The sequence below is a fragment of the Ensifer sp. 22521 genome (assembly GCF_052044795.1).
Lineage (GTDB): Bacteria > Pseudomonadota > Alphaproteobacteria > Rhizobiales > Rhizobiaceae > Ensifer.
This window is the reverse complement of the sequence record NZ_JBQENM010000011.1, coordinates 60523-85663: the sequence shown is the minus strand read 5'-3', so window position 1 is coordinate 85663 and position 25141 is coordinate 60523. Positions and strand designations below refer to the sequence as shown.

Below are 25141 nucleotides of genomic sequence, written 5' to 3'. Positions count from 1 at the left end.
GCCGCCCCTACTCGGCCGCCTGAATCCTCTCTCGCGGCTTGCTCAGATAGGGCAGCGCGAAGAGATAGAGGCCGGTCGGCACAAGCACGGCAAGCGACGGCAGTGGCATGAGATAGACCCATTCGGGAAGCGTCGTCAGAGCCATGCCGGCAAAGATCGCCGCAACGGCCAGCGAGAAAAGCACCGACGTCCAGCGATGGATTGTTCGGATGAGAGAGGTCATTTCCAGCACCTCGTTGATTGAGAAACGGTCCTGAAGCCGGGAGATGGTCAGTCGAGCTTTGCGACAACTTCGGCCAGTTGGTCGATGAAGCGTCGCCACCCGACGGTTGCGCCCTGGTAGTAAGACTTCTGATCCGCCTTGAAGCCGCGCTGTTCCATACGCAAGTTGGTGCCGCCGTTGGTGGGAACGAGTGTCCAGGTGACGACGCTGGTGAGATCTTTTGTGTCCCAGCGATAGGCGAGCGAGCGGTCCTTCTCGATCGTTTCGACTTCGCAATCGACCTGTCCCCAGTCGGCCGAAAGCGTGAAGCGACGGCCCACTTCGGGCACGAAATCGTTCCGCATCAGCCATTCGGCAATCAGATGGGGCTGGGTCAACGCGCGCCAGATCTTTTCCGGCGCATGAGAAAATTCGCGTTCGACCACGACAGAGCGTGTTGTTTCGGTTGTTTCGTTCATTGGTCCATTCTCTTTAGTAAATCATCGAGATCATCGAAACGCTCCTGCCAGAAGCTGGCCATCTCGGTCGTCCAATCGACCAGGGTGGCAAGAGCTTCGCGCTTGGCGCTGTAATAGGTGTAACGGCCTTCGTGCCGATCGTGCACGAGCCCTGCCGCCTTCAGGATCTTCAGATGTTTGGACACGACCGGCTGCGAAACCCCGGCATCGGCCAGCAATCCGACGACCGTCGTATCTCCTTGGCGGCAGAGGTGTTCGAAGAGCCCGCGACGTGTGGGATCTGCAAGCGCCCGAAATACCGCATCCTGTAACTGCGACATGTCTCATACCCAATTGGCTATGGGATGACAAATAGCCAATTGACTATGCGTTTGTCAAATGCTTTGCGGAAACCCGTTTTCCAGGTCGGTCCGTCCGCGGAATTGGAGCACGTAGGCGAGAGATCAGCTACTTCGAGGAGACGTCGATCGCCTCGCCGATCGCGTAGAAATGCCCGCCCGCGACATAGCAGCCGGGCGGCTCGCCAGGCAGTGGTTGTGGCGCAGAAACGACGCTCAACCTGTCAGCGAAGTGGCGCAGGGCCGGTACACTCCGGCCCCGCCCATGGGCTCAGTCTACCAAGTCTTGCTGAGCTTGAGCGTGACGGTCCGGGCGTCGCCATAACCGCACACGAGCACGCCACTGCAGCCGCTCACATATTCCTTGTCGAAAAGGTTGGTGACGTTGAGAGCGGCACCCCAGCCATCCTTTTCATAGCGCAGCCCGGCATCGAAGACCGTCGAGGAAGGCACCTTCGCCGTGTTCTCCTTGTCCGCCCAGCTTTCGCCGCGGTAGCGAACGCCGGCACCGAGGCTGACGCCCTCGAGCGCGCCCTGCTGCACAGTGTAGTCGACCCACAACGAGGCCTGCGCATCGGGAGCGAGATAGGGCGACTTGCCGACCAGCGCTCGGTTCGCGTCCTCGGTCACCTCTATGTCCATGAAGTCGAGGCCGGCAATCACCTTCCAGCTTTCGTTGAGATTGACCTTGCCCTCGAACTCGATGCCGCGGGAGCGCACCTCGCCCGTCTGGGTGGAAATGCTCGTCAGCGGATCGGTGACGAGAGCATTGCGTTTGGTCAGCTGGTAGATGGATGCCGTCAGCACGCCATCAAAGAAGGACGGCTCGTACTTGACGCCGGCCTCGAACTGCTCGCCCTCCTCCGGCTTGGTGTTGCCGGTCGCCGTCACCGCCACGATCGGATTGAAGAAGGTGGCAACGCTGACATAGGGGGTCAGCCTATTGTCGAATTCATAGGCAAGTCCGGCGCGGCCGCTGACGGCGCCTTCGCTATAATCGAAGCTCGAATTCTGCGTCGGAGCCCAGAAGGTGGGGCCGTTATCGGTCTTGGTGTCGACATAGTCGTATCGGCCATTGAGCGTGACGAGCCAACCATCGCCGAAGCGAATCTGATCCTGTGCGTAGACGCCAAGCTGCTGCTGGGTAATCACCTGGTTGATATAAATGGCGTTGGCCGGTTGCGGTGCGCCATAGACCGGATCCGTGTCGCTGATCGGCGTTCCCGCGGACGACGCCTGAACGTGGTCCAGGCGGAAGAGCTTATAGTCCAGCCCGACCAGCAGCGTATGATCGAGCGCGCCGGTCTCGAATTCGCCCTCGAGACGATTGTCGACGCTGAACGTATCGACCTTGGAGGTCGCCTCGAAGCCCAGGCGATAAAGCAGATTGTCAGGCGTGGCGGGCGTCGGCGAAACCGGGAACGGCAGGCTCGGATCGTAGTAGCCGTAGGTGTAGGGGCCGTTCTCATGCTTGTAGAGGTGGCCGTAGCGCAGGTTCTGGCTGAACTGCCAACCGCTATCGAACTCGTGCTTGAACTCGTAGCCGAGCATTTGCTGCACATAGGTACCGGTATCGATAGCCGGTTCGCCGAAGAAGGCCTTGCGATCGATCTTGCCGAACGGCGCATCGACGACCGTCCCGACATAGGGCAGGAAGCCGCCACCGGTATGGACCTGATCAAGGCCCTGTAGCAGGCCGTAGACCGTCAGGCTGGTCGCATCGTCGGGCTCGTAGGTGATCTGCGGCAGGATGAAGCCGCGCAGGTCTTCCGAGTGGTCGGTGTAGTTGTTGCCGCCGGAGACCTTGCCGGTGACGCGGTAGTTGATCGCACCGTCCAATGGGCGGTTCACATCGATGCCAAGGAAGGCATTGCCATTGTTGTTGATGCCGGTCTCCACATAGGTGGAGGTCTCATCACTCGGCCGCTTGCTGATGAGGCTGACGATGCCGCCGGGATTGGCGCCGCCATAGAGCACCGACGCCGGCCCTTTCAGCACCTCGACGCGCTCCAGCATGAACGGATCGATCTGAAAACCGCCGAAACCGTAGGAGAAAAGATTGAGGCCATCGAGGAAGACGCCGGTCTGCGTGGCATCGAACCCGCGGATGTAGAACCAGTCGGTATCCGGATCGACGCCGAAGGGCTCGGCCATCACGCCAGGCGTATAACGAAGCGCCTCGTCGATCTTGTTGACGACGCCGCGATCATCAAGTTCGTCGCGACCGATGACCGATACGGATTGGGGAATTTCGTTGATCGGGGTCGCAGACTTCGAGCCGGTGGTCGTCGCCTTGGCGACATAGCCCTCGACCGGACCGGTTGCGTCGTCTGCGGTCGCTCCAGCCTGGACCTCGATCTTTTCCAGCCGGGTCGCCGGCGCGTCCTGCGCCATCGCGGCGCCCGCCGCCAGAATTGCAATGCCGGCTACCCCACCTGCCAGCCATTCGGCGAAACCTGCCGCCCTGCCACTCACCATCATCTCTTCATCGCCCCGAGCCGTCCATCGCGCCAATCCCCGGGGCGAAATGCAGCGTTAGAAAGTAATCCCTATAAGATGAGTGTTTATATCAACTATTATGCCGGCGCTTGGAGCGATCCGGGACAATTGAACGATCCTGGGCTATTTACAGCGAACAACCGCCCACACCTGCGGGGATTTGCTCAGGCCAACCGGCTCCGCCGCCATTGCGCCGGCGTTGTGCCGACGACCTTGCGGAAGACCCGGGTGAAATGCGCCTGGTCGGAAAACCCGGTCTCGACGGCAATCGCCGTCAGCGACGCGTCGTTCCCGAGCAGGAGTTGCTTGGCCCGTTCGACGCGCGCATTCGTCTGCCACTGATGCGGCGCCATGCCGGTGGAGGCCTTGAAGGCATGGCTGAAATGCGACTGCGACAACCCGGCAAGCGCTGCCAATTCCTCGAGCCGAATGTTGCGACCGAAGTTCTCCTCGATGTAGTCGGCCACGCGGCGCATCTGCCAGGCAGCAAGCGGACTGCGCTTGCGCGGATCGGCGCGGTTGAGCTTCATCAGGTCGATGAACAGCGCGACCGTAAGGCCGTCCCCGTAGAGATCATGCAGGGGCTGCGGATTGAGGCACTCCGCAGCGATGAGCCGCGCGAGCTGCAGGAAACGCTCATCATGAAACATCAGCCTGGGTGCGTCGCAACGGCTGGCGTTAAGATCCTCCATCAGCCGTCGGCTGAGGACATCGAGATTGAAGTGCAGATCGAGATGGCGGATGTATTGCACGTCAACGACATCGGCCCAGATCTCCATGCCCGCCGGGATGTAGGAAAGCCCTTGTTCGCGATAGTTCTGCACGGTCCCGGGGCCGCCGGGCGAAAGCTTGACGTTGCAGCGGCTCCCACCCTGCGCATCGAGCACGATGAACATGCGCGGATCATCGGACACGTAGTGACCGCCCGCCCGCGCCTCGCATTCGACATCCCAGACGTCGGCGATGATCCCGTTCCATTCCCGGCGGCGCAAACCGCCGAGGACCTTGAAGCCGGAGATCTTGTTCTGCATCCGTGGCTGGAACGTCATCAATTGCCCAATGCTCGGGGAAATCAGAGGCCGCGCCTCGATCTAATTCCTTCCTTATTTACTCATCTTTAATTCGCAACGGAAGCCCCGATCGGACTCGCATTCGCTAATCCTGGCGAAGACGGATCAGGCCGGCATCCGTGGGAACGAACCCGCAGGCTTGAAGGTAAAAGTCGCGAAGATGCGCATCAAAGTCGACATGCAGCCACTCGCAACCCGACAGCCTTGCATTTGCCACCGCCTCGTCGACGAGCCGGCGGGCGTAACCCTTTCGCCGCCAGGGTGCGGGGACCATGGTGTCGAGCAGAAAAGCGTGCACACCGCCATCCCAGGCGACATTGACGAAACCGGCAAGCTTGCCCGAGAGACGCAAGCAAACCCAGCCGAGGCTGAAGGTGTTCACCTGTTTCCACCAATCGTCACCGGCAAGCGCGTGCTCGAAACACTCGGCATGCAGGCCATTCAACTCGGCATTCGCGAAGTCGCCGCGCCATACGAAACGCGGATGGTCAGCGCTGTTGTCAGCCATCATTTCTTCCGTCTTGGTGCCATGTCAGCTGCCTGTCCGCCGACAGGGCATGCTCCGCGATGATCGATAGCCTGAGCTTTGCGAACTCGTCCAGCAGAGTGCTCTCCGCCTTGTCGAAGGCCTGCACCAGGGCGGCGTTCGCCGCCCCCTCCACCGGACAGGTTGGATGATCTTCCGAAAGGCCGGCGGACAAAACCTCGCCTTCGTCGAGCGCTTTCTGGATGTCCAGGACCGTCAAGTCGTCCAGAGACCGCAGCAGCACCCATCCGCCACCTCGCCCTCCCTCGGAATCCACCACCCCCTTGCGCTTCAAAGCTGCCATCGTGCGGCGCACGACCACGGGATTGGTGTTCAGCATCTTCGCGATGGTTTCCGAGGTCTCGCGCCCGCCCAAAAGCCCCATATGGATGAGCACGTGGATCATGCGCGCCAGCCGGCTGTCTCGCTTCATATGCCACCCCCAAAGCGTAACTATTATTGTTACGCATACTTGACCTCACCCAATTCTGTAACTTAGATAATTACGGAATCAAGGGCCCAGGGATGCGAAGACGAACGATGTTGGCCGGTCTGTTGGCGGCCGCATGGCCGTGTAGCGCCGCGCCGAGCGCCATCTGCGGTACGACATCAAGAGCGGAAGGACCGAAAATGCCTGCTCGCACCATCGAGACGAGAACGATCCGGATGAATGTCGTCGAACAGGGAGAAGGGCCACTTGTCCTCTTCTGCCACGGCTTTCCGGAAACGGCCCACGCCTGGCGTCATCAAATCGCGGCGCTGGCCAAGGCCGGATTTCGTGCGGTGGCGCCGGACATGCGCGGATATGGGCATACGGAATGCCCCTCGGCGATCGACGAATACACCCTGTTTCACCTTGTCGGGGATATGGTCGCGCTCTTGGACGCCCTCGGCGCAGAGACCGCCCTCATCGTCGGCAACGACTGGGGCGCGACGGTCGCGTGGCAGGCGGCGCAGATGCGGCCCGACCGCTTCCGCGGCGTGGTCGCGATCAGCGTTCCGATGATGGCCCAGCCACCCGTGCCGCCAACCCGCATCTTCCCGCAGACCGATGAGGCACAACTCTACATACTCTACTTCCAGGAACCCGGCATCGCCGAGGCAGAACTGGAGCGGGACATTCGACAGGCGCTGCGGAAAATCCTCTTCGCCGCTTCGGGAGAGGCCGGCCCGCGGCAAGCCGGAGACCAGACGCCAAATCCGTTCGGAATGGTCTCGCGGCGCGACGGGCTGCTCGCAGCCCTTCCCGATCCGCAGCAAATGCCGGACTGGCTGACCGCTGCCGACCTCGACGCCTATGCGGCGGCTTTCGCTCGCTCCGGTTTTCGCGGTGGCCTGAACTACTACCGCAACCTGGATCGCAACTGGCAACTGCAAGCGGCGCTCGCCGGCGTCATGGTCGATGTACCGGCCCTGTTCATGATCGGCGAGCGGGACACCGGGCTCAGCATACCGGGGATGCTCGATATCATCGATGCAATGCCCGGCCTCGTCCCCCAACTCAAGGGCAAGATCGTCGTGCCCGGCAGCGGACATTGGCTCCCGCAGGAGCGTCCGGACCTCGTGAGCGACGCGATCATCGATTTCGCGCGGCGCCTCTGACAGCGTGGCAGGTCGCGCGCCGCGACCATCGGCGCGCACCATCTTCGCGGCTCAGTCCGCAAGCGCGCCCGTCAAACGCAATACGTCCTCAAGCGGAACGAGACCTTTCATCGAACCGTTGCCGGCGGCAGGTTCGCCGTCTTCGATCGCCAATGCAAAGCGGAATGCGGGATCAGCCTCGATGCGTTTGCGCAGCGCATGGATGCGCGGGTAGTTCCGCTCATAGTCCTCAGGCTCGATCGCCTCGTGAAAATCCACCCAGCGCGCCACGCCGACGAACACGGCATCGGCCAGCGTCGGCCGGCCACCCAACAGATAGTCGCCGTCGCCCATCATCGCCTCGAGCTGCGCATGGCGCTTGGCGACAAACTCACGGCCGAAGACGCGGAGCGTTTGGCGATAGTCCTCCGAAGCCTCTTCCGCCTCCAGCGCCACCCACATGGGGAAGAAGGCACCGGTGAAACCGGTGTTGAGGAAAGCGATGAACTGATGCATGCGGTCGGCTTCGTAGGTTCCGGGCGTAAAGCTGATGCGGCGCTCATGGTCCCGCCCCTCGAGCCAAAGCGCGATCGCCATCGTCTCCGTGAGGACGCGCCCTTCGTCGGTGACCAACACGGGCGTTTCGACCCGGCCGTTCAGCCGCTGATAGGCCTCAGTACGCATTTCACCGAGCATGTCGACGCGGGTGAGGCGGTAGGGTTGGCCGAGCCATTCAAACGCGGTGACCAGTCCGGCGGAACTGCCGAGCGGAAAGCCCGCGGTGAAGATCGGTTCAGCGATAGTGTGCATATCGGTTTCTCCATGGTTGATGCCATGGATATATCCGCGTGGACGCTACCTCTGTAGACTGCCGAAAATAGACTTATCGTTCACATATGTAGACGATAGATCTTGCGACGAACGGAAATCAGATCGTACGCGATCGAACCGACGCGTAGAAGCCGCAAGCGGTGACGTCGTCATCATCTGCGCTCATTAAAGCGCACTAGCACTTTCGGGCTGGAGAAAACCGGGCTGCTACCTATTTCGTATGAGACCCCATGGAGAGGGCCGCAAGCCTTCAACGCGAAAGGAACAAGGCTATGGCAAAGAACACAATCTGCCTCTGGTATGACAAGGACGCCGAAGCCGCTGCGCGGTTCTACGCCGAGGTCTTCCCGGACAGCCGTCTGACCGCAGTGCACCGGGCGCCCGGCGACTACCCGTCCGGCAAGGAGGGCGATGTGTTGACGGTCGAGTTCACCGTTGCGGGCGTCGCCTGTCTCGGCCTCAACGGGGGGCCGATGTTCAAGCACAACGAGGCCTTCTCGTTCCAGATCGCCACCGACGATCAGGAAGAGACCGACCGCTACTGGAACGCCATCGTCAACAATGGCGGCGAGGAAAGCGCGTGCGGCTGGTGCAAGGACAAATGGGGGATCTCCTGGCAGATCACGCCCCGGGTCCTGATGGAAGCGCTGGCGGCCGGCGGCGGCGAGGCAAAGCGCGCTTTCGAGGCCATGATGGACATGCGGAAAATCGACGTGGCCGCGATCGAGGCGGCACGGCGCGGTTGACGCTCCGTCGTGGCGGCCGATCTGCCGCTGGTGTTCCCGCTGGCCAAAGCGGACATGCGAAAAAGTCGCACGTCTCCGAGACTTGCTTGCTAGCGCGCGGGCAGGAAGAGAAACCGTTTTTCTGGCAGGCACCGAAAGGACGGTATAGAACTGCGCGAAGCAGCTGGCCGACATCGCATGTTTTGTGATGTTGCTTGCCCGTTGGATATGCCTTTAGACGACAAGGACAGATTTCATGACCGAAAAATCCCCTGCTGACAATTTCCCTGCCGGCTACCAAGTTCCCAAGGTCTGGACCTGGGACAAAGGCAACGGCGGCGCGTTTGCCAGCATCAACCGCCCGATCGCCGGACCGACGCACGACAAGGACCTGCCGGTCGGAAAGCACCCGCTGCAGCTCTATTCGCTCGCGACTCCGAATGGCGTGAAAGTCACGATCATGCTCGAAGAGCTTCTGGCGGCGGGCCATTCGGGCGCCGAATATGACGCCTGGCCGATCCGGATCGGCGATGGCGACCAGTTCGGTTCCGGCTTCGTCGACGTCAACCCCAACTCCAAGATCCCAGCGCTGACGGACCATCAGCCGAAGGGTGGCGGCGAGCCGGTCCACGTCTTCGAGTCGGCCTCCATCCTCACCTATCTCGCCGAAAAATTCGGCGCCTTCCTGCCGAGCGAGCTTCGCGCCCGCACCGAGACCTTGAACTGGCTGTTCTGGCAGATGGGCTCGGCACCGTTCCTGGGCGGCGGCTTCGGTCATTTCTATGCCTATGCGCCGATGCAGATCAAATACGCCATCGATCGCTACGCCATGGAAGTGAAGCGCCAGCTCGACGTGCTCGACCGTCATCTTGCCGACCACCGGTTCCTCGCCGGCTCCGAATACACCATCGCCGACATGGCGACCTGGCCCTGGTATGGCAACCTGGCACTTGGCCAGGTCTATGGCGACGCTGGCACCTTCCTCGAGGTTCAGAGCTACGAGCACGTCCAGCGCTGGACGGCCGAAATTGCCGCTCGCCCGGCGGTCAAACGCGGCCGCATGGTCAACCGGCTGAGCGGCGATCCGGCCGAGCAATTGCATGAGCGTCACGACGCCTCCGACTTCGACACGAAGACTGAGGACAAGATCGTCGAGAAGCAGACCGCGTAAGGAGAACAGAATGGCCAAGCTGGCTGATATGACGAAACATCGGGGTTTTCCCTACGCCATGCCGGGCACGGGCATCCAGTTCGTCATCCGTCGGGCCAATCCCAAGGGGGCAACGCCGATCAAGGCGCTGCCTCGCCATGCCCGGCCGGGATCTGGGGCGCACCGCATCGATGCGGCCTTCCTCCACGCCCTCTGGCATCATTTCGGTGCGGAACCTTTCGAGCGCGGCAATCTCGATGCCGCCCGGCTGAACCTCCTGTTCGGACGCGAGGTGCTGCCGGTCGACAAGGATTTCGATCCCGTGTCCTATGAAGCGTTGCTCATCATCAACGAGAAGGTTGCCCGCCAGAGCTTCCCGGAATCGTTCGAGGACGTCTTCGAGGTATGACCGCTACGATTGGGCCTTGAGCGTCTGATCGCCTAGGCCCAATCGGCTTCCTCTGCCGTCTCCACGGGTTTGGCGCGCGCCGTTCCCGTATCGCCCAACCGGTCGGCGCGCCTTCCGGCTCTCCAACGACATTGATGCGACGATCGGGTCGCCTGAGAAATTCCTACCCCGACCGGCGGCTCGCCGCAGGAAAATCGTTCGCATATAATCCACAAAATATATGTATTATATGTATATCAAAGACCTCTTCTCCCCCATGATGCTGAAGCAAGGTCGCACGGCACAGGCCACCGGCCAACGGATTGGCGTGCGCCATCGCCGAGCGCCAGAACTCAGATCTCGACGGAGGATCCCATGTCCAGTTCCATTTTCGGCCAGGCCTATCGCCGCCGCAGCGTGCTGAAATCGCTTGCCGCCGCCGGCACCCTGCCCTTCATCGCCCCACTTGCCTCGTCGACGGCCCTTGCTTCCGGCAACAAGTACGCCGGGCGCACGATCAACCTTTTGATCATCCAGCCGCATGTCGTCACCGGCAAGAAGATCGCCGAGGACTTCGAGAAGCTGACCGGCGCCAAGGTCAATGTCACGGCGGTGCCTTACGACCAGGTCAGCGTCAAGGCGACGCTCGACGTGCAATCGGGTGCCAACCAGTTCGATGTCATCGACTATTTCTACACCTACAAGGGTCAGCTTGCCGAGGACGGCGTGATCGAGGACGTCACCGATCTTATCGAGCGCGACAAGGTCGAGATCCAGCCGGAAGATTTCATCCAGACCATCTACGACCAGTACACGCTGCACGACGGCCGCCGCTATGGCCTGCCCTATGACGGCGACAGCCACCTGTTGTTCTACAACCGCGAACTCTTCGACCGTTACGGCCTGAAGGCGCCCTCCACCTGGGACGAATACAACGAGAACGCCAAGGTGATCACCGAGGCCGAATCGAAGAACGGCATCTATGGCGCGGCCGTCCTGGGCGCCAAGATCCCGGTCATCATCCTCTCGACCTATGCCAACCGCCTGACCGGCTTCGGCGGCAACTTCCTGAAGCCGGACGGCACCTCCGCGCTTGACAGCACCGAGGCCGTCGAGGCCTTGAAGTCGCTGCTTGCTTCAGCGCCTCACGCGTTGCCGACCCCGCTCGAAACGCGCTTCGAAGAGGGGCTGCCTGCCTTTCTCAACGGCAAGGCGGCGCAGATCGATTTCTGGACCGATCTTGGCGGCTATGCCCAGGATCCCAAGGGCTCAAAGATCGTCGACAAATGGGGCGTGGCCCGCATTCCGACCGGCGGCAGCAACAAGACGCCGCGGCTTGCCTTCAACGCCGGCTTCGGCTTTGCGATCACCAGCGGATCCAAGAACAAGGATGTCGCCTGGGACCTGATCAAGCTCGCCACCAGCAAGGACTATCACGAGCAGCTGCTGACGCTGACCGGCTCTGGCATCGACCCGGGCCGCCAGTCCGGCCTGAAGTCGGAGAAGTTTAGGGCGTTCCAGCCGCTCGTACAGCCGCTGCTGGACGACGGCGCCTTGGAAAACAGCCTCGCCTGGCCGACGGCCGTCTATGCGCCGAAACTCGAAAACGCGCTGACCGACGAGCTGGCGCTGGCGCTCGCCGGCACCAAGAGCGCAGAACAGGCGATCGCCGATGCCCACCAGGCCTGGACCGAAATCATCGAGACCAACGGCTGATTGCTTGCGGGGCGTGCTCGCTTCCTCCCAGCGCCGCCCCGCCATTTTTCTTAACAAGGCGAAAGATCATGAGCGAAAAATCCTTGCCGAAGCGCAGGCTCGGCCGCACCGGCTTCGACATCACCCCCGTCGGCTTCGGCGCCTGGGCGATCGGCGGCCCCGATTGGGGATGGGGCTGGGGAAGCCAGGACGACAGCCAGTCCATTGCAGCTATTCGTCATGCGGTCGAGCGCGGCATCAACTGGATCGACACGGCACCGGTCTACGGTCTCGGTCATTCCGAGGAGATCGTTCATGAGGCGCTCTCGACAATCCCGAAATCCGAGCGCCCGCTGATCTTCACCAAGGCCGGGCTGGTCTGGGATCCGGACAATCGCAACGCCCTTCCGGCCCGCATCGGCAATGCCAAATCGCTGCGCCGCGAGGTGGAGGCTTCGCTGAAGCGGCTCGGCGTCGAGGTGATCGACCTTTACCAGATGCATTGGCCGACCAACGACGGCACACCGGTCGAAGACTATTGGGCAACCTTTGCCGACCTCAAGAAAGAGGGCAAGGTCCGGGCCATCGGGCTTTCGAACCATGACCGGGAGCTGCTGGAGCGCGCTGCCACGGTCGCTCCCGTCGACGTGGTGCAGCCACCTTTTTCCGCGATCAAACGCACGTTCGCCGAGAACGACCTGCCCTGGGTGCGTGCGCATGGCAGCGGCGTCATCGCCTATAGTCCGCTGCAGTCGGGCCTGCTTACTGGCGCTTTCACGCCGGCCCGCGCCCGGGCGCTTCCGACGAACGACTGGCGGTCGCGCGACGAGGAATTTTCCGGCGAGGCGCTGCACCGCAATCTCGCCTTCGCCGAGGGACTGAGGCCCATCGCCGCGCGGCACGAGACGACCATTGCCGCGATCGCCGCCGCCTGGGCGCTCTCTTGGCCCGGTGTGACCGGGGCGATCATTGGGGCACGTCAGCCAACGCATATCGACGGCTGGATCGAAGCGGCAACCGTCGCGCTCACGCCCGGTGACCTCGATGACATCGAGGACATGCTGGTCGCCACGCGGGCTGGCAGTGGGCCGACGCGGCCGGCTCTGGCAGAGGCCGCATGACCGCCTTCACCCTCGACGCTCTTGGGCCGGACACCGATCGCCATTTCGCGCGACGAGGCGTCCTTGCAGCGCGTCTCGGCCGCGCGTTGTGGATCGCTCCCGTCGTGTTCGCACTGGCCGTCACCACGCTCTACCCGACAGTCTTCCTGCTGGGGCTTGCCTTCAGCAGGAGCACGCTTGGAAAACCGTTTCGCGGCTTCGTCGGCGTCAAGCACTTCGCAACGGCGCTTCAGGATCCGATCTTCCTTTCGGCAATGGGCAGAAGTGTCGCCTACGCGCTCTCGACGTCGCTGCTGCAGCTCGCACTGGGTTTCCTGATCGCGCTGCTTTTTACGTCTCTGCTGAAAGGCGGTCGCTTCCTGATGAGCCTTGTGCTGCTGCCGTTGATGACGCCGCCCGTCATGGTCGGCATCGCCTGGAAGCTGATCTTCGCGCCGGCGGGCGGGCTCTTGAACGGCGCATTGATCAACTACGGCGTGATCTCCCAGCCGATCTCTTTCCTCGGCCACCCCCTATTGGCCTGGCTGGCGATCGCCGTCGCCGATCTCTGGCAATGGACGCCCTTCATCGTCATCCTCTGCTTCGCAGCGCTTTCGACCATCCCGGAGGGTGTGCGCGAGGCTGCGCTCGTCGATGGCGCGAATGGCTGGCAGCGCTTCTGGCACATCACGCTGCCGCTCGTCGCCGCACCGCTTTCGTCGATCTATCTCCTGAAGCTGATCCTCTCGTTCAAGCTGTTCGACCTCGTCTACATCCTCACTTTCGGCGGGCCGGGTTTTGCGACGACATCGGCCGGATTTTCAATCTACAGGCGGGCGATCGAGCAGTTCGATGTCGGTCGGGCGGCGGCCGAGACGATCGTCTATGCGCTGGTCATCGGTCTGGCGACTTTGCCGGTCGTGCGCCTGCATCAGCATTTCGAAAGGCGCGAGATATGAGGTTGGCCGCACAGCATCTCTGGCTGGGTCTGGCAACGGCGCCGATCGTCGGCTTCTTCGCTTTGCCCATCCTCTATCTGATCGCCGTTTCCCTGAAGACGAAGGACGACGTGCTGAACGGCTCCTTCTGGCCGACGGCGCCGACCCTTGCCAACTGGCCGGCGGCCTTCGAGGCAGCCAATGTCATCGGTTTCATCGTGAATTCCGTGACCGTGTCGCTGCTTGCGGGGTTGCTCACCATAGCGCTCACGCTGCCGTCGGCCTACGCGGTCCTGCGGTTGAAGATCGGCGGCAAATGGCTTTCGGACGTGACGCTCTCAAGCTACATGGCGCCGCCGATCGTCGCACTGATCCCGCTGTTCTTCCTCTTGAAGACGAGCGGCCTGCTCGACACACGCGCTGGCCTGGTTCTGATCTACGGGCTTGCCAACGTGCCCGTCGCCTTCTGGCTGCTGACACCGTTCCTGCGCCGGATGCCGCTCGAGATCGAGCAGGCGGCCGCCATCGACGGAGCGGGGCCGCTACGCATTCTGCTACAGATCGTGGTGCCAATCATTGCGCCCGGCATCGTGGCGACCTTCATCATCGTCACGGTGCTCGCCTACAACGAGTTCCTCTTCGCCTCGGCCTTCACCTTCTCCGATGCCACGCGAACGCTGCCGGTCGGCATTTCTCTTTTCCAGGGCGACAGGCTGGTGAATTTCGGCCAGATGGCCGCAGCCTCGCTCGCGGGCATCGCCCCGGTCTACCTGATCGCGCTGTTCATGCAGCGCTATCTGGTCAGCGGACTGGCCCATGGCGCAGTGAAGTAGAAGACCGCCAGCGTCTACTGTGCCTTCTCCACCTGGCCGCGAATCTCGCCGTCGGGGAATTTCGCCGTGTGGATGTTGAGGTACCACTTTCCGCCTTGCAAATCTGCGAGCTGCTGATCGGTAAGCTCGGCAGAGCCAGATTTCATCGAGGTCGAGATGTCGACGACCGGATCGGCATTTTCGCCCGCGGCTGCCGGACCGTGGAAATGGGCGGCGGTCGCATCCCCCGACAGGCCATCGGCGGTCACCGTCCAGGTCACCTTCTTCGTCGTCGTATCGAGGGTGATCTCGCCTGTGCCCTTGCCCGCGCTTTCGTTCGGCGGCACCTCACCCGATCCCGTCATGTCCGCCTTGAACTTCAGGGTTTCGGCCGAAACGCCGCCGGCGGCCAAGATCACAATAGTCGTAAGGCCAGCCAGAAGGGAACTTTTGTGGAACGGTCTCATCTCGCATCCTCCAAGACTTGTTGAGCAGGTGTTCCAACCCCGGGAACGGGTTTAGGTTCCGGTTGCGGGATCCTCACAAGACCTACGCGGGATGCGGGTGTTATGCTTCTTGGAAGCAACTACGCCTCAAGGCGCCGGCTTTGATGCCAGCGATGCCGTCACCAGACGCTCGACGTGCGCCGCGTCCGGCGCACCACCAAAGAGGATCCGATACATGATCGGCGCGACGACGCCGTCCATGACGGTCTCAACATCCGGAAAGACCTCACCACGCTCCTCGGCGCGTTCGGCGATCACTTCGATTTGCTGTCTGGTGAAGTTGCAGCACTGGTAGGCGCCGCTGCCATCCTGCGCCGCAAGCACGTCACGGATCATTTCGCGACCCGGCCCCGAGGACATTTCCTCGGCATATTGTTCGGCCCAGGCCATCAAGTCACGGCCAAAACTTCCGGTGTCTACCGGCACCATGTCGGGACGCAGCCGCTCGACCGCGACGTCTGCGAGCAGTTCCTGCAGGTCGCCCCAGCGGCGATAGATGGTCGAAGGCGTGACACCCGCTTCCGCCGCGATCAGCGGAACTGTGACCTCGGCACGCTCGAGCGTCGCCAGCAAGGTCTGCACGGCCTTGTGAACCGATGCCTGAACCCGGGCGCTTCGTCCGCCCGGCCGCGGGCTTTCCTTTGTCGCCATTCGCTCCAACCCCGTCTTTCTTCGGCCGTGCGGCCGATGCTTCAGAAATTCTCACAACAACATAAAAGCAAATTATTTGCTTTTAGCGCGAAGCATACCTAAATCTGCCAAACGCAACGATTTAGCTTTAAGGGTTATATAGATGTCTTCATCCTCCGAATCCAGAGAGAGCGCTCGCCCGGCAAGTCCCATTGCCTTCTACGCCGTCACGCTCGCGACATTCTTCGGCGCCTCCTCGGCCCCAACCCCGCTCTACCGCTTCTACCAGGAGAACTTCGCCGCCAGCCCGGTGGAGATGACCGTTATTTTCGCGGTCTATGCCTTCGCACTTCTCGTGGCATTGCTGATCGCCGGTTCGATCTCGGATCATCTCGGGCGCAAGCCGGTGATTTTCGCAGCGCTGCTCGTCGAGATGGCAGCGATGGCCCTGTTCGTCCTTGCCGACGGAACCGGCTGGCTGATCGCCGCACGCATCGTGCAGGGTCTTGCGACCGGCGTTGCCGGCGCTTCGATCGGCGCGGCGCTGGTCGATGTCGATCACGTCAGGGGACAGCTGGTCAACTCGCTCGCACCTTTGATCGGCCTGGCGGTCGGGGCGCTCGGCACCAGCGCGCTGATCCAGTACGGCCCCCTTCCGCTGCATCTCATCTATGTGCTGCTGTTCGTCGGCTTCATAGTCCAGGCGGCGGCGATCTGGCTGACCCCTGAAACCGGCGCGCGTCGTCCCGGAGCGCTGTCCTCGCTCATGCCGCGGATCGCCATTCCGCAGCGCGCCAAGCGGCCGCTGGCGCTCGTCACCCCCGTAAATATCGCGAACTGGGCGCTTGGCGGTTTTTACCTCTCGCTCGTCCCCTCGCTTGTCGCCGCCACCACGGGAAACAAGAACCCGCTCACCGGAGGCGCCGTGGTCGCGGCGCTGATGGCCGCCGGCGCGTTCGGCGTCTTCCTTCGTCGTGCCCGCAACCCTCAGGCAAACCTGACCTTCGGCGTCTTGAGCACGACCTTCGGCATGCTGACCGTGGTCGCCGGAACGCATCTCGCCTATGTGCCCGTCCTGATCGTCGGCACGCTTCTCACCGGCATGGGTTTCGGCACGAGCTTCCTCGCCACGCTCGGCTCGGTCATGCCGCTGGCAAAAGCCGGCGAGCGCGCCGGGCTGCTGTCTACCATCTACATCCAGAGCTATCTGGCGTTCAGCCTGCCGGCAATTCTGGCCGGCTTCCTGGCGAAGGCGGTGGGCTACCAGCTCACGACCGACATCTATGCGGCAGCGATCATCGGCGTCGGTCTCATGGGTCTGATGGCCAGCCGGGCATCGCAAGACAGGGAACCAAGCATGGCTTGAAGGGCGGCGTACAAGGTGGCGCGCAAAGGTTCCCGAAAGGGCCGCGCCTAAGCCCGCGCCTGCGCAAGCCACTCATCGGTCGTTGCGATCTCCAGCTGAACCGAGAAGCGATTGCCGAGAAGGTCGAGCGCGGCATTGTGCGTCTGATCGACCGAGCTGCAGACCGCATCCTTCAACAGGATCACCCGGTAGCCAAGATCGATCGCTCCGAGCGCGGTCGCCAGGACGCAGATATCCGTTTCGCCGCCGGTCACCACGATCGTTCCGATATCCTGATGAGCGAGCAGGCTTTCCAGCTTGCCGCTTAACCAGGGCGAATAGGTGCGCTTGTCGAGAACACGGGCGGGCGGCACCAGACGCTGCAAGGGAGGAAGGAGATTGATCAAGCCCGGATCGAGCCGCGTCGCGGTCATCATCGGCCATTTTTCGTAGTAGGGCCGCCACATGCCCGGCATTTCCGCCGGCGAATGTGGCGGGACGAACCGAGTGAAGATGGTGCGATCCGGAAAGCGGCTAGCGACCTCCACCACCTGGTCGGAGATCGTCGCCATCCAATCCACCTGCCACGGCGTCTCCTCGTTGAACATTCGCTGCATGTCGACGCAAATATGAATCCAGCGTTCCGCGTTCATGATCACGATCCACTCGGCACATTGGGCCACCCAACGCATTTGGGTCCAACGAACAAACTCCGCGGGATGAAATGCGGTTCCTGATCCCGGCTGTACGCAATCGGTGCAGGTGTCAGCAACCGGGTACGACCCCGGGCCCGTCACGCGCGGTTGCCTCCGAAAAGCGTCTTGAGCGTCTCCACCAGCACCGCACTCGCGAAGGGCTTGGAAAGGATCGGGGCCGCATGGTGCGTGCCGTTCAGGGCCGTGTCGCCATAGCCGCTCAATATGAGAAAGGGGATCGATCTTTCATCACATGCGTCCGCGACCGGGAGCCCGCTGTGCCCCTGGAGGTTCATGTCCAGCACGACGGCGTCGATTTTCGTCTCCCCCTGCAGCAACCCCAATGCCCGCCCGACGGTTGGCGCAGGACCAATCACTTCGCCGCCGGCATCGACCAAGGTGTCCTCGATCGACATGGCCACCAGCATCTCGTCTTCGACGACAAGTATCCGACGTCCCGTCAATACCCCAGACATGGTCATTCCCCCTTGTCATCCATGCCGGCGCGCTCACCGTCGACGAAGTCCATCCCGATCGTGCAGGTGACACCTTCCGGCTCGAACCGGAGATCGACGGGGTGTCCCAGTTCGTTGGCGAGGCCGCGGTTGAGGACGCGCAGCCCGAAACCCTGCCGCTGAGGGGGCTTTGCCAGTGGTCCTCCGCGCTCTTCCCACCGGACCGTGCACACGTCTCTACATTGCCATGACAGCGCAACACGGCCACCGGGGCTCGATAGAGAACCGTATTTGATCGCATTGGTCAGCAATTCGTTGAACGCCATCGAAAGCGGCAGGGCCTGTTTCGGGCTGATGCGGATCGCAGGCCCGTGGAGAGCCACGCGCCCGTCTTCGATCCAGGCTGCGAGAACCGCCTGAGCGATGTCGTTCAGGTATACCGCCTGCCATGCCTCGCGAGTCAGCAGGTCGTGTGCCCCGGCAAGAGCAAGCAGTCGGCCGTTGAACGCTTCGGCAAAGGCTTCCGGCTTATCGGCACTCTTCAACGTCTGTTCGGCAAGGGACTGCACGGTTGCCAGCGTGTTCTTCACACGATGGTTGAGCTCCCCGATCAGCAGCTTCTGGCGCTTTTGTGCTCTGCGCTCCTCAGTTCGATCCCTGAAGATCTTGAGATAGCGGTCCGGTCCGCTCTCCTCGACGGGAAGCATGACGCCGGATCCCCAGAAACGCGATCCATCCTTGCGATAGTGCCAGCGTTCGTTGGTCGCGCGACCCTCCTCGCGCGCCGTTCGCATCTCCTGCTCGGGGACAGCCGCTGCACGGTCGTGCGGGCTGAAGAAAATCCCGCCCGGCTGACCGAGGATCTCGGTGTCGCGATAGCCGAGCAGCCGTTCGGCGCCGCTGTTCCAGCTTGCGATCCGTCCGGCACCGTCGAGCGTGATGATCGCATACTCGCTGGCGCTGTCGAGGATGATCCGCAGCCGCTCGTTGCTGCGGCGAAGTCCCTCCTCGGCACGCTGGTGCGCCTCCTCGGTCCGTCTGCGCTCGATGCTGAAGCCCAGTTGCCGAGCGATCGTCAGGGAAAGGACGGCCTCCTCCTCCGTGAAGACGTGCACCACTTCGCGATAGGTCATGAACTTTCCAATGACCACGCCGTTGGCGGTCAAGGGAATGAAGGCGAGCGCACGAATCCCCTCGCCCCTTATGGTGTCTTTGAGCGACCTGGGCTCTTCGGCAAGCTCTATGTCGCTGACGAAGATCGGGGTGGCTTCTCGGTCGCCGGGCCTCCACGGCGAGTGACCGTCGACGGCCCGGCGATAGCCTTCGGAGAGCCCGCGTGAAGCGACGAAACGCATCACCCCCGCAGAGTCGAAAAGTAAGATAGAGGCGCGGCGGCAGCGCAACGCTCGCTCGATCGCATCGAACGTGGCATCGAAAATGTCGGCCAGCGAATTGGCACGATAGAGCGCATCCGTGAACTGAAACAGAGCCGCCAGTTCATCCGCCTTCTTGATCCAGGTGCTATCGACGCCGGACGAACTCTGCCTCATGTCTGCACTCCGGGTCCCGGTGAGCGATCTACGGGGACCACCGCCAAAGACTGCGATCACGAATCCGCTTGTGAAATTGGTCCCACGTCCGTTGACCAAAAGGAAACAACTGTAGCGGGGCGTTTCGATTTCAAGCCTGCTGGAGCGGTCGATTGGACCGATCACGGGCAAGTGCGAGGAGCCACTCGAGTGGGGCTCTCGACCTTGATCGGCGCGATATAGGCTTCGCGCACCGAGGCAAGGCGCTCGCCGCGCATGTCGGCAGGCGCTCCGTCCGCGAAAAAGTATCCACGGCTAAGGCCGTCGGCAACCATCGTGCCGCAGGCGCAGTGCTGCTTCTTCTGAGCGACGCGTCCGATTGGATCACCGGCCAGGTCATCCGGGTTGCCGGCGGGCACGCACTTTGATCCGAGCGGCCCAGCGCGGTTGCGTGTCTCGCGTCACGGCGCCTCGACAAGCGACTTGAGCCGGCCAAGCGCCTTGTCCCAACCCGCAGCGATTGCCGTCAGGAACGCGCGCGCCTCTTCGAGACGGCGCGGATCGACCGCGTAGAGGACCTCCTTGCCGTGACGCTCATGCACCACCAGCCTTGCCGCTACCAACACCTGCAGGTGCTTCACGATCGCCTGCCGGGTGATTGCCTGCCCCTCGGACAGCGCGGTTGCCGTCAGGGCACCGACCGCCAAAAGCCGCGTGACCAGCGCAAGGCGGGTCGCATCGCCGAGTGCGGCGAAGACGCCCGCCAGTTCTCGCTCAGACGTGTTCGACATGGCGCTTGATGTTTTCAATCTGGGCGCTCCAGCCACCATCATTCATGAGAAATGCGCGCTTGCGCCGATGCGCCTGCACGCCTTTGAAGCCGGATTCCGTGACGGTCAGCCGTGTGTCACCGGCAACCGCTTCCAGCCGGAATTCCACGAGTGTCGTCGGTTCCCGCGCGGGTTCGCATTCGGCATCGAGGCCGTAGGGGATCCAGCGAAAGCTGAAAAGCCGTGGCGCATCCATTTCCTCGACGGTGCAAAAAACGGCATTTGGTTCGGGCTGGCGGATCGGCGCCGGCTCCAGACCGATCGAAGCCTGGTACTTGGCGATATCCTGCGCGTTGAACTCTCCCTTAAAGGAGCCGGTTATCGCCCGCCCCGGAGCAAAAGGCTCGTTCAGCTTTACGCCGAACCACTGCCCGAATTCCGAGACATCGGTTATCGCCCGCCAGACGCGCTCGACGGGCGCGCGCAACAGAATTGCCTTCTCGATACGATCGAATGAGCTCATGACGCTTTCCTTTCGTGCAACGACTTGGTTGCAAGTATCGGGATCGCAGACAGATACACAACCAAATAGTTGCACAAATGCCCCAGTGACCCCTAAGCCGCGGGATCGCTCACCGCATGGGGGCGACCCGCCACACCTTGTTGCCGGCATCGTCGGCAACAAGCAGCGCGCCATCACGGGCGATGGCGACGCCGACCGGACGGCCGAGCGCCTTGCCGTCGCCGGTCAGGAAACCCGTCAGGATATCCCGCGGCGGGCCGGACGGCTTGCCGTTGCTGAAAGGCACGAAGATGACCTTGTAGCCGCTGCGCGGGATCCGGTTCCACGAGCCATGCTGGCCTACGAAGGCGCCGTTCTTCATCTCCGGGCCGAACAGGTCGCCGGTGTTGAAGGTCAGGCCGAGCGAGGCGGTGTGGGGGCCGAGCGCATAGTCCGGCTTGATCGCGCGCGCCACCAGTTCGGGTTTCTGCGGCTTCACCCGCTCGTCGACATGCTGCCCGTACCAGCTATAGGGCCAGCCGTAGAAGGCGCCGTCCTTGACCGAGGTCATGTAATCGGGAACGAGATCGGGCCCGAGTTCGTCGCGCTCGTTGACGGCAACCCATAGCTCACCGCTATCCGGCTGCCATGAGAGGCCGTTGGGATTGCGAAGTCCGGATGCGAACGGCCGCATCTGCCGGGTGGAAAGGTCGATCTCGTGCACGGCGGCGCGTCCCCTTTCCTCCTCCATGCCGTTTTCGCCGACGTTGGAATTGGAGCCGACCGTGACGTAAAGCTTGGTCCCGTCCGGGCTGGCGATGACGTCCTTCGTCCAGTGGTGGTTGCGGCCCGCCGGTAGGTCGACGATCTTCTCTGCGGGCGCCGTAATCTCGGTCGCGCTTTCCTGATAGGGGAAGGCCACGATCGCATCGGCATTGGCAACGTAGAGCTTACCGCCAACCAATGTCATGCCGAACGGCGAATTGAGCCCGGTGATGAAGGGCGTTTTCGTTTCCGCCACGCCGTCACCGTCCGCGTCGCGCAACAACGATATGCGATTGGCGCTCTCACTTCGGGCGCCGGCCCTGCCCTGGATGAGCTGAGCAGCAAAGGCCCGCACCGAAAAGCCGGGGTCGGGTTGGGGTGGCGCGTTGCTTTCTGCGACCAGCACATCGCCATTCGGTAGCACGTGAAGCCAGCGGGGATGATCGAAGCCGCCCGCAAATTCCTTAGCGGCAAGGCCTGGCGCGGCCGATGGCATCATGCCTGCAGGCCAGGGGGTGGCTTCCGCGACACTGACGGATGGCACGAGCTCCACCCTTGGTTCGACCAGAATCGGATCGGGACCGTAGGTCTTTTCAATCGGCACCGTTGCCTCCCGTCGCGACAGATAGCCGAGGCTCAGGCCGCCAGCGGCCGCGAGCGCGCCGAAGACCAGCAGGGCAACCAGGAGCTTTTTCATGGCGGATTCCTTTGATGTCCAACCTAACGGCAGCCGGCTTCAGTCGTTCCAATCGCCTGGCGAAAAGTGCTGAAAAATTCATTCGGAATCAACGTCGGCGCGTGGCCCCTTGGACATATCGCATGTGGGCAGAAGACGACCATGATGAGCGCTGTTGCACCGTCTGCCGCCCGGCACGCAACGCCCTGTTGATGCGACTGAAAAAGCGCTGGACGGATGCCGCTCGCTCAAGCTTTAACGAAGGCCGAGGAGAGCTCCTTCGGGGCCGCAGTCTACCGATCGGAATATCATGCCAATTCATGAACTCGCCGCGCTGGGGGCCGCGACCTGCTGGGCCCTGACGGGGTTGATCTCGGCCGGACCGGCCGGCCATCTCGGCGCGCCCGCCTTCAACCGCCTTCGGCAGATCTTCGTCACGGGACTTCTGGCAATCTATGTGCTCGCCACCGGGGCCTGGCGTGAGCTGGATGCGACAAGCGTCACGCCGCTGCTTTTGTCCGGCTTGATCGGCATTTTCATCGGTGACACGCTGCTCTTTGCCGCGCTCAACCGGCTCGGTCCGCGCCGCTCCGGCATCCTCTTCGCCCTCAACGCGCCGATCGCCGCCTTGCTCGGCTGGCTGGTGCTTGGCGAAGCGCTGTCACCAACCGCGGTTGGAGGCATCGCGCTGACGGCCACCGGCGTGTTCCTCGCCATTCTCTTCGGCAAGCGCCGAGCGCAGATGCATGAATGGGAAAAGGTCAAGGGGCCGCTTTGGATCGGCGTCTTGCTTGGGCTCGGCGCCGCCACCGGCCAGGCGATCGGCTCGATCATCGTGCGACCGGTCATGGCCGCCGGCATCGATCCTTTTGTCGCCTCCATGCTGCGCGTCGGGATTGCGGCCTTCTGCCTGAGCATCCTGATCCAGCTGCCCATTCCATCGGTCAAGCCGAGGGCGCCGCTGACCCTGAAGGTTGCCGCGATGACCGCGTTGACCGGGGTCCTCGCTCTTGGCATGGGGATGACGCTGCTGCTCTACGCGCTCTCGGGCGGCAAGGTGGGCATCGTATCGACATTGTCCGCGACCTCGCCGGTCATGATCCTGCCGATGCTGTGGCTGAGGACGGGCGAACGGCCTGCCGCCGGCGCCTGGGCCGGTGCTGCCCTCGTCGTCCTCGGCATGGCGCTGATCTTCATTCGCTGACACCAAGTCATGGCGTGGCTCACTAGCCGGTCAGTGCGAGGTCACCGCCCCTCGCGCGATCGGCGGACTCTTCGATACGGAGCTTCGCATTCGTGGAGTACGCCGGCGCAACAACAATCAAGCAATTGATTTTATTTGACTATTTCCAGTTCGGCGCCCGATGAGACATTGCCGAAAAGCAAGCCGTGGAAGTCGTTTCGGTGCTGAAGAAGCTCCTGCTGCTTTGAGGGGCGGAGCTTGGCGATCGTAGGCGGCGCACACGTTACCAGCGCCACCGCACCGCCCGGCCGCCCCCAAAACCCGAAGCCTGTAACACGCTCTCGGTGGCGCCGCCAAGCGACAGCACCTCTTCATCGGCATAGCGGCGGCCGACGATCTGCAGGCCGACTGGGAGGCCATCATTGGCGAGACCGACAGGCACCGACAGGGCTGGACACTGCGGCAGCAGGTTGAACGGGCAGGTCATGTCCAGCCCGCGAAAGCGCCCGTCCGGCGTATCGGCAATGTAGTTGTTGTCGTCCGCGTCAGCCGAGGGGGCCGTGACCGCGCAAGTCGGGCAGAGCAGCGCATCGTAGCGGGCGAGGATCGTGGCGAGATCACGCCACATCGCAGTCCGGAGCAGTTCCACTCGTTTGTAGACTGTAGCATTCATACCAAGCCCGCGTTCGATGAGCTCGACCACGATCGGGTCCATGCGCTCGCGGTAGCCATCGATCGCGTTGCCGAAAAATGCCGCCATGAACACGCACCAGAGATCGTACCATTGGTCGTTGACGGCGCGCGACCAGCCGATGTCCACCGGTTCCACCGTGGCGCCGGCTGCACGAAGCTGGTCGACCGCCGCAAGGATCGCGGCTTGCACGGAGGCATCGACGCTGTAGTAGCCAAGATCCAGCGAAAGGGCGAAGCGTCGGCCCACAAGTGAGCCTGCTCTTGCCCGGTCGGCCGCGAAGGAGAGCGGCAACGAGGCGATATCCGCATCATCCGGGCCGGCAGTTGCGGCCATGAAGGCGATGGCGTCGCCAACGGTCCGCGCCAGCGGGCCGAAATGGGATATGTTGTCGAAGACGCTCGGCAGGATCGTCATGGGAATTCGCCCAAGGCTGGGTTTGAGGCCGACGACGCCCGAAAGTGCTGCGGGAATGCGCACCGACCCGCCCATGTCCGTGCCTTCGGCGAAGGGAACCACGCCGGTCGCGACGGCGACCGCCGATCCGCCGGAGGAGCCGCCGGAAGTTCGCTCCGGGTTCCAGGGGTTGCGGGTCACGCCCCAGCGTGGGCTCGACGTGAAACTGGAATGGGCGAATTCCGGCGTCGTCGTCTTGCCGATCAGGATCGCGCCGGCTGCCTCCAGCCGCTCGATGCACAGCGCCGTCTCCGTTGGAATCCAATTCCCACGCGTCCACGAGCCGAGCGTGGTGAGATCGCCCTTGGTCGGTGTCAGGTCCTTGGCGGCGAAGGGGACGCCGAGAAGAGCGGGCGTGTCGCCACCGGTTGCGACGCGTTCGTCAGCCGCCCGCGCCGATGCGATTGCGGCCTCCTCCCGCAGCAGCGTGAATGCGTTCAGCGTCTGATTGACGACTTTCGCGCGGCGGAGCGATTCGGCAACGACCGCTTCAGCCGAAAAATGGCGGGCGCGGATCCCGGCAGCGATCTCGGTTGCGGGCAGGTCGAGCGGATGCGTGGGCGCAAAGGCGCGAGAAATCGTCTGCATGACTGCGGACTCCATG

Annotated in this window: 28 protein-coding genes; 10 read left to right on the top strand and 18 right to left on the bottom strand. The window is 62.7% G+C overall.

Annotation, left to right across the window (positions count from 1 at the left end; translation table 11 throughout):
* Positions 1-7: 7 nt before the first annotated feature.
* The 7 genes from ACTJKE_RS18545 to ACTJKE_RS18515 all read right to left on the bottom strand — a co-directional run bounded on the left by ACTJKE_RS18545 (position 8) and on the right by ACTJKE_RS18515 (position 5547).
* Positions 8-223: a hypothetical protein gene (locus ACTJKE_RS18545; RefSeq protein WP_058330061.1), complete on the bottom strand. Its 216-nt coding sequence runs from the start codon at positions 221-223 to the stop codon at positions 8-10.
* A 47-nt stretch (positions 224-270) separates the two neighbouring features.
* Positions 271-681, bottom strand: coding sequence for an SRPBCC family protein (locus ACTJKE_RS18540; RefSeq protein WP_058330062.1), 411 nt, complete (start codon positions 679-681; stop codon positions 271-273).
* Entirely contained in the window at positions 678-1001 is a 324-nt protein-coding gene (locus ACTJKE_RS18535) for an ArsR/SmtB family transcription factor (protein WP_058322340.1), read from the bottom strand. The genes ACTJKE_RS18540 and ACTJKE_RS18535 overlap by 4 nt, the downstream gene beginning before the upstream one ends.
* A 294-nt stretch (positions 1002-1295) precedes the next feature.
* Positions 1296-3497 (bottom strand): TonB-dependent siderophore receptor, encoded by a 2202-nt coding sequence (locus ACTJKE_RS18530; protein WP_440692125.1) that lies wholly within the window; start codon positions 3495-3497, stop codon positions 1296-1298.
* A 185-nt stretch (positions 3498-3682) separates the two neighbouring features.
* A complete protein-coding gene (locus tag ACTJKE_RS18525; RefSeq protein WP_058330064.1) occupies positions 3683-4567 on the bottom strand; it encodes a helix-turn-helix domain-containing protein in 885 nt (294 codons plus the stop codon).
* A gap of 106 nt (positions 4568-4673) precedes the next feature.
* Complete coding sequence (locus ACTJKE_RS18520; protein ID WP_058330065.1) at positions 4674-5096, bottom strand: GNAT family N-acetyltransferase; 423 nt, start codon at positions 5094-5096, stop codon at positions 4674-4676.
* A complete protein-coding gene (locus ACTJKE_RS18515; RefSeq protein ID WP_058330066.1) occupies positions 5089-5547 on the bottom strand; it encodes an Rrf2 family transcriptional regulator in 459 nt (152 codons plus the stop codon). Before ACTJKE_RS18515 ends, ACTJKE_RS18520 begins: the two co-directional genes overlap by 8 nt.
* Positions 5548-5744: 197 nt before the next feature.
* On the opposite strand from ACTJKE_RS18515, the gene ACTJKE_RS18510 reads away from it, so the two are divergent.
* Positions 5745-6716, top strand: coding sequence for an alpha/beta fold hydrolase (locus tag ACTJKE_RS18510; protein WP_058330067.1), 972 nt, complete (start codon positions 5745-5747; stop codon positions 6714-6716).
* Positions 6717-6767: 51 nt separating this feature from the next.
* On the opposite strand, the gene ACTJKE_RS18505 is transcribed toward ACTJKE_RS18510, so the two are convergent.
* The gene (locus ACTJKE_RS18505; protein ID WP_058330068.1) at positions 6768-7505 is read right to left on the bottom strand and encodes a glutathione S-transferase family protein; all 738 of its coding nucleotides are present in this window, start codon (positions 7503-7505) and stop codon (positions 6768-6770) included.
* A gap of 293 nt (positions 7506-7798) precedes the next feature.
* On the opposite strand from ACTJKE_RS18505, the gene ACTJKE_RS18500 reads away from it, so the two are divergent.
* The 7 genes from ACTJKE_RS18500 to ACTJKE_RS18470 all read left to right on the top strand — a co-directional run bounded on the left by ACTJKE_RS18500 (position 7799) and on the right by ACTJKE_RS18470 (position 14355).
* Entirely contained in the window at positions 7799-8272 is a 474-nt protein-coding gene (locus ACTJKE_RS18500) for a VOC family protein (RefSeq protein WP_058322334.1), read from the top strand.
* Positions 8273-8507: 235 nt separating this feature from the next.
* Positions 8508-9422 carry a glutathione-dependent disulfide-bond oxidoreductase gene (yghU, locus tag ACTJKE_RS18495; protein ID WP_058330069.1) on the top strand — a complete coding sequence of 305 codons (915 nt, stop codon included), beginning with the start codon at positions 8508-8510 and terminating at the stop codon, positions 9420-9422.
* Positions 9423-9432: 10 nt separating this feature from the next.
* Positions 9433-9810, top strand: coding sequence for a hypothetical protein (locus ACTJKE_RS18490; protein ID WP_057255252.1), 378 nt, complete (start codon positions 9433-9435; stop codon positions 9808-9810).
* 354 nt (positions 9811-10164) lie between these two features.
* Positions 10165-11505 carry an ABC transporter substrate-binding protein gene (locus ACTJKE_RS18485; protein WP_058330070.1) on the top strand — a complete coding sequence of 447 codons (1341 nt, stop codon included), beginning with the start codon at positions 10165-10167 and terminating at the stop codon, positions 11503-11505.
* 68 nt (positions 11506-11573) lie between these two features.
* On the top strand, positions 11574-12605 hold the full coding sequence (locus tag ACTJKE_RS18480) for an aldo/keto reductase (RefSeq protein ID WP_197423551.1): 1032 nt from the start codon (positions 11574-11576) through the stop codon (positions 12603-12605).
* The gene (locus ACTJKE_RS18475) at positions 12602-13543 is read left to right on the top strand and encodes a carbohydrate ABC transporter permease (protein WP_113512146.1); all 942 of its coding nucleotides are present in this window, start codon (positions 12602-12604) and stop codon (positions 13541-13543) included. The genes ACTJKE_RS18480 and ACTJKE_RS18475 overlap by 4 nt, the downstream gene beginning before the upstream one ends.
* Positions 13540-14355 (top strand): carbohydrate ABC transporter permease, encoded by an 816-nt coding sequence (locus ACTJKE_RS18470; RefSeq protein ID WP_058330073.1) that lies wholly within the window; start codon positions 13540-13542, stop codon positions 14353-14355. The genes ACTJKE_RS18475 and ACTJKE_RS18470 overlap by 4 nt, the downstream gene beginning before the upstream one ends.
* A 14-nt stretch (positions 14356-14369) precedes the next feature.
* Here the strand turns inward: ACTJKE_RS18470 and ACTJKE_RS18465 are convergent, their stop codons facing one another.
* A complete protein-coding gene (locus ACTJKE_RS18465; RefSeq protein WP_058330074.1) occupies positions 14370-14801 on the bottom strand; it encodes a CHRD domain-containing protein in 432 nt (143 codons plus the stop codon).
* 126 nt (positions 14802-14927) lie between these two features.
* Positions 14928-15491 carry a TetR/AcrR family transcriptional regulator gene (locus ACTJKE_RS18460; protein WP_058330075.1) on the bottom strand — a complete coding sequence of 188 codons (564 nt, stop codon included), beginning with the start codon at positions 15489-15491 and terminating at the stop codon, positions 14928-14930.
* Between the two features lie 142 nt (positions 15492-15633).
* Between ACTJKE_RS18460 and ACTJKE_RS18455 the strand changes: the two genes are divergently transcribed.
* On the top strand, positions 15634-16836 hold the full coding sequence (locus tag ACTJKE_RS18455) for an MFS transporter (protein ID WP_058330076.1): 1203 nt from the start codon (positions 15634-15636) through the stop codon (positions 16834-16836).
* Positions 16837-16883: 47 nt separating this feature from the next.
* Here the strand turns inward: ACTJKE_RS18455 and ACTJKE_RS18450 are convergent, their stop codons facing one another.
* The 7 genes from ACTJKE_RS18450 to ACTJKE_RS18420 all read right to left on the bottom strand — a co-directional run bounded on the left by ACTJKE_RS18450 (position 16884) and on the right by ACTJKE_RS18420 (position 22228).
* On the bottom strand, positions 16884-17468 hold the full coding sequence (locus tag ACTJKE_RS18450) for a cysteine hydrolase family protein (RefSeq protein WP_058330145.1): 585 nt from the start codon (positions 17466-17468) through the stop codon (positions 16884-16886).
* A gap of 140 nt (positions 17469-17608) precedes the next feature.
* Positions 17609-17986 (bottom strand): response regulator, encoded by a 378-nt coding sequence (locus ACTJKE_RS18445; RefSeq protein ID WP_058330146.1) that lies wholly within the window; start codon positions 17984-17986, stop codon positions 17609-17611.
* Between the two features lie 2 nt (positions 17987-17988).
* Positions 17989-19515: a sensor histidine kinase gene (locus ACTJKE_RS18440; RefSeq protein ID WP_058330077.1), complete on the bottom strand. Its 1527-nt coding sequence runs from the start codon at positions 19513-19515 to the stop codon at positions 17989-17991.
* 161 nt (positions 19516-19676) lie between these two features.
* The gene (locus tag ACTJKE_RS18435) at positions 19677-19913 is read right to left on the bottom strand and encodes a hypothetical protein (protein WP_058330078.1); all 237 of its coding nucleotides are present in this window, start codon (positions 19911-19913) and stop codon (positions 19677-19679) included.
* 42 nt (positions 19914-19955) lie between these two features.
* Entirely contained in the window at positions 19956-20285 is a 330-nt protein-coding gene (locus ACTJKE_RS18430) for an ArsR/SmtB family transcription factor (protein WP_082663784.1), read from the bottom strand.
* Positions 20269-20787, bottom strand: coding sequence for an SRPBCC family protein (locus ACTJKE_RS18425; RefSeq protein ID WP_058330080.1), 519 nt, complete (start codon positions 20785-20787; stop codon positions 20269-20271). The genes ACTJKE_RS18430 and ACTJKE_RS18425 overlap by 17 nt, the downstream gene beginning before the upstream one ends.
* 109 nt (positions 20788-20896) lie before the next feature.
* Positions 20897-22228, bottom strand: coding sequence for a PQQ-dependent sugar dehydrogenase (locus ACTJKE_RS18420; RefSeq protein WP_058330081.1), 1332 nt, complete (start codon positions 22226-22228; stop codon positions 20897-20899).
* 289 nt (positions 22229-22517) lie between these two features.
* Here ACTJKE_RS18420 and ACTJKE_RS18415 point away from each other — a divergent pair, with 289 nt between their 5' ends.
* Positions 22518-23411, top strand: a complete 894-nt coding sequence (locus ACTJKE_RS18415) for a DMT family transporter (protein WP_058330082.1) — start codon at positions 22518-22520, stop codon at positions 23409-23411.
* 262 nt (positions 23412-23673) lie between these two features.
* Here ACTJKE_RS18415 and ACTJKE_RS18410 read toward each other — a convergent pair whose 3' ends face one another.
* Entirely contained in the window at positions 23674-25125 is a 1452-nt protein-coding gene (locus tag ACTJKE_RS18410; RefSeq protein ID WP_058330147.1) for an amidase, read from the bottom strand.
* Between the last annotated feature and the right edge of the window lie 16 nt (positions 25126-25141).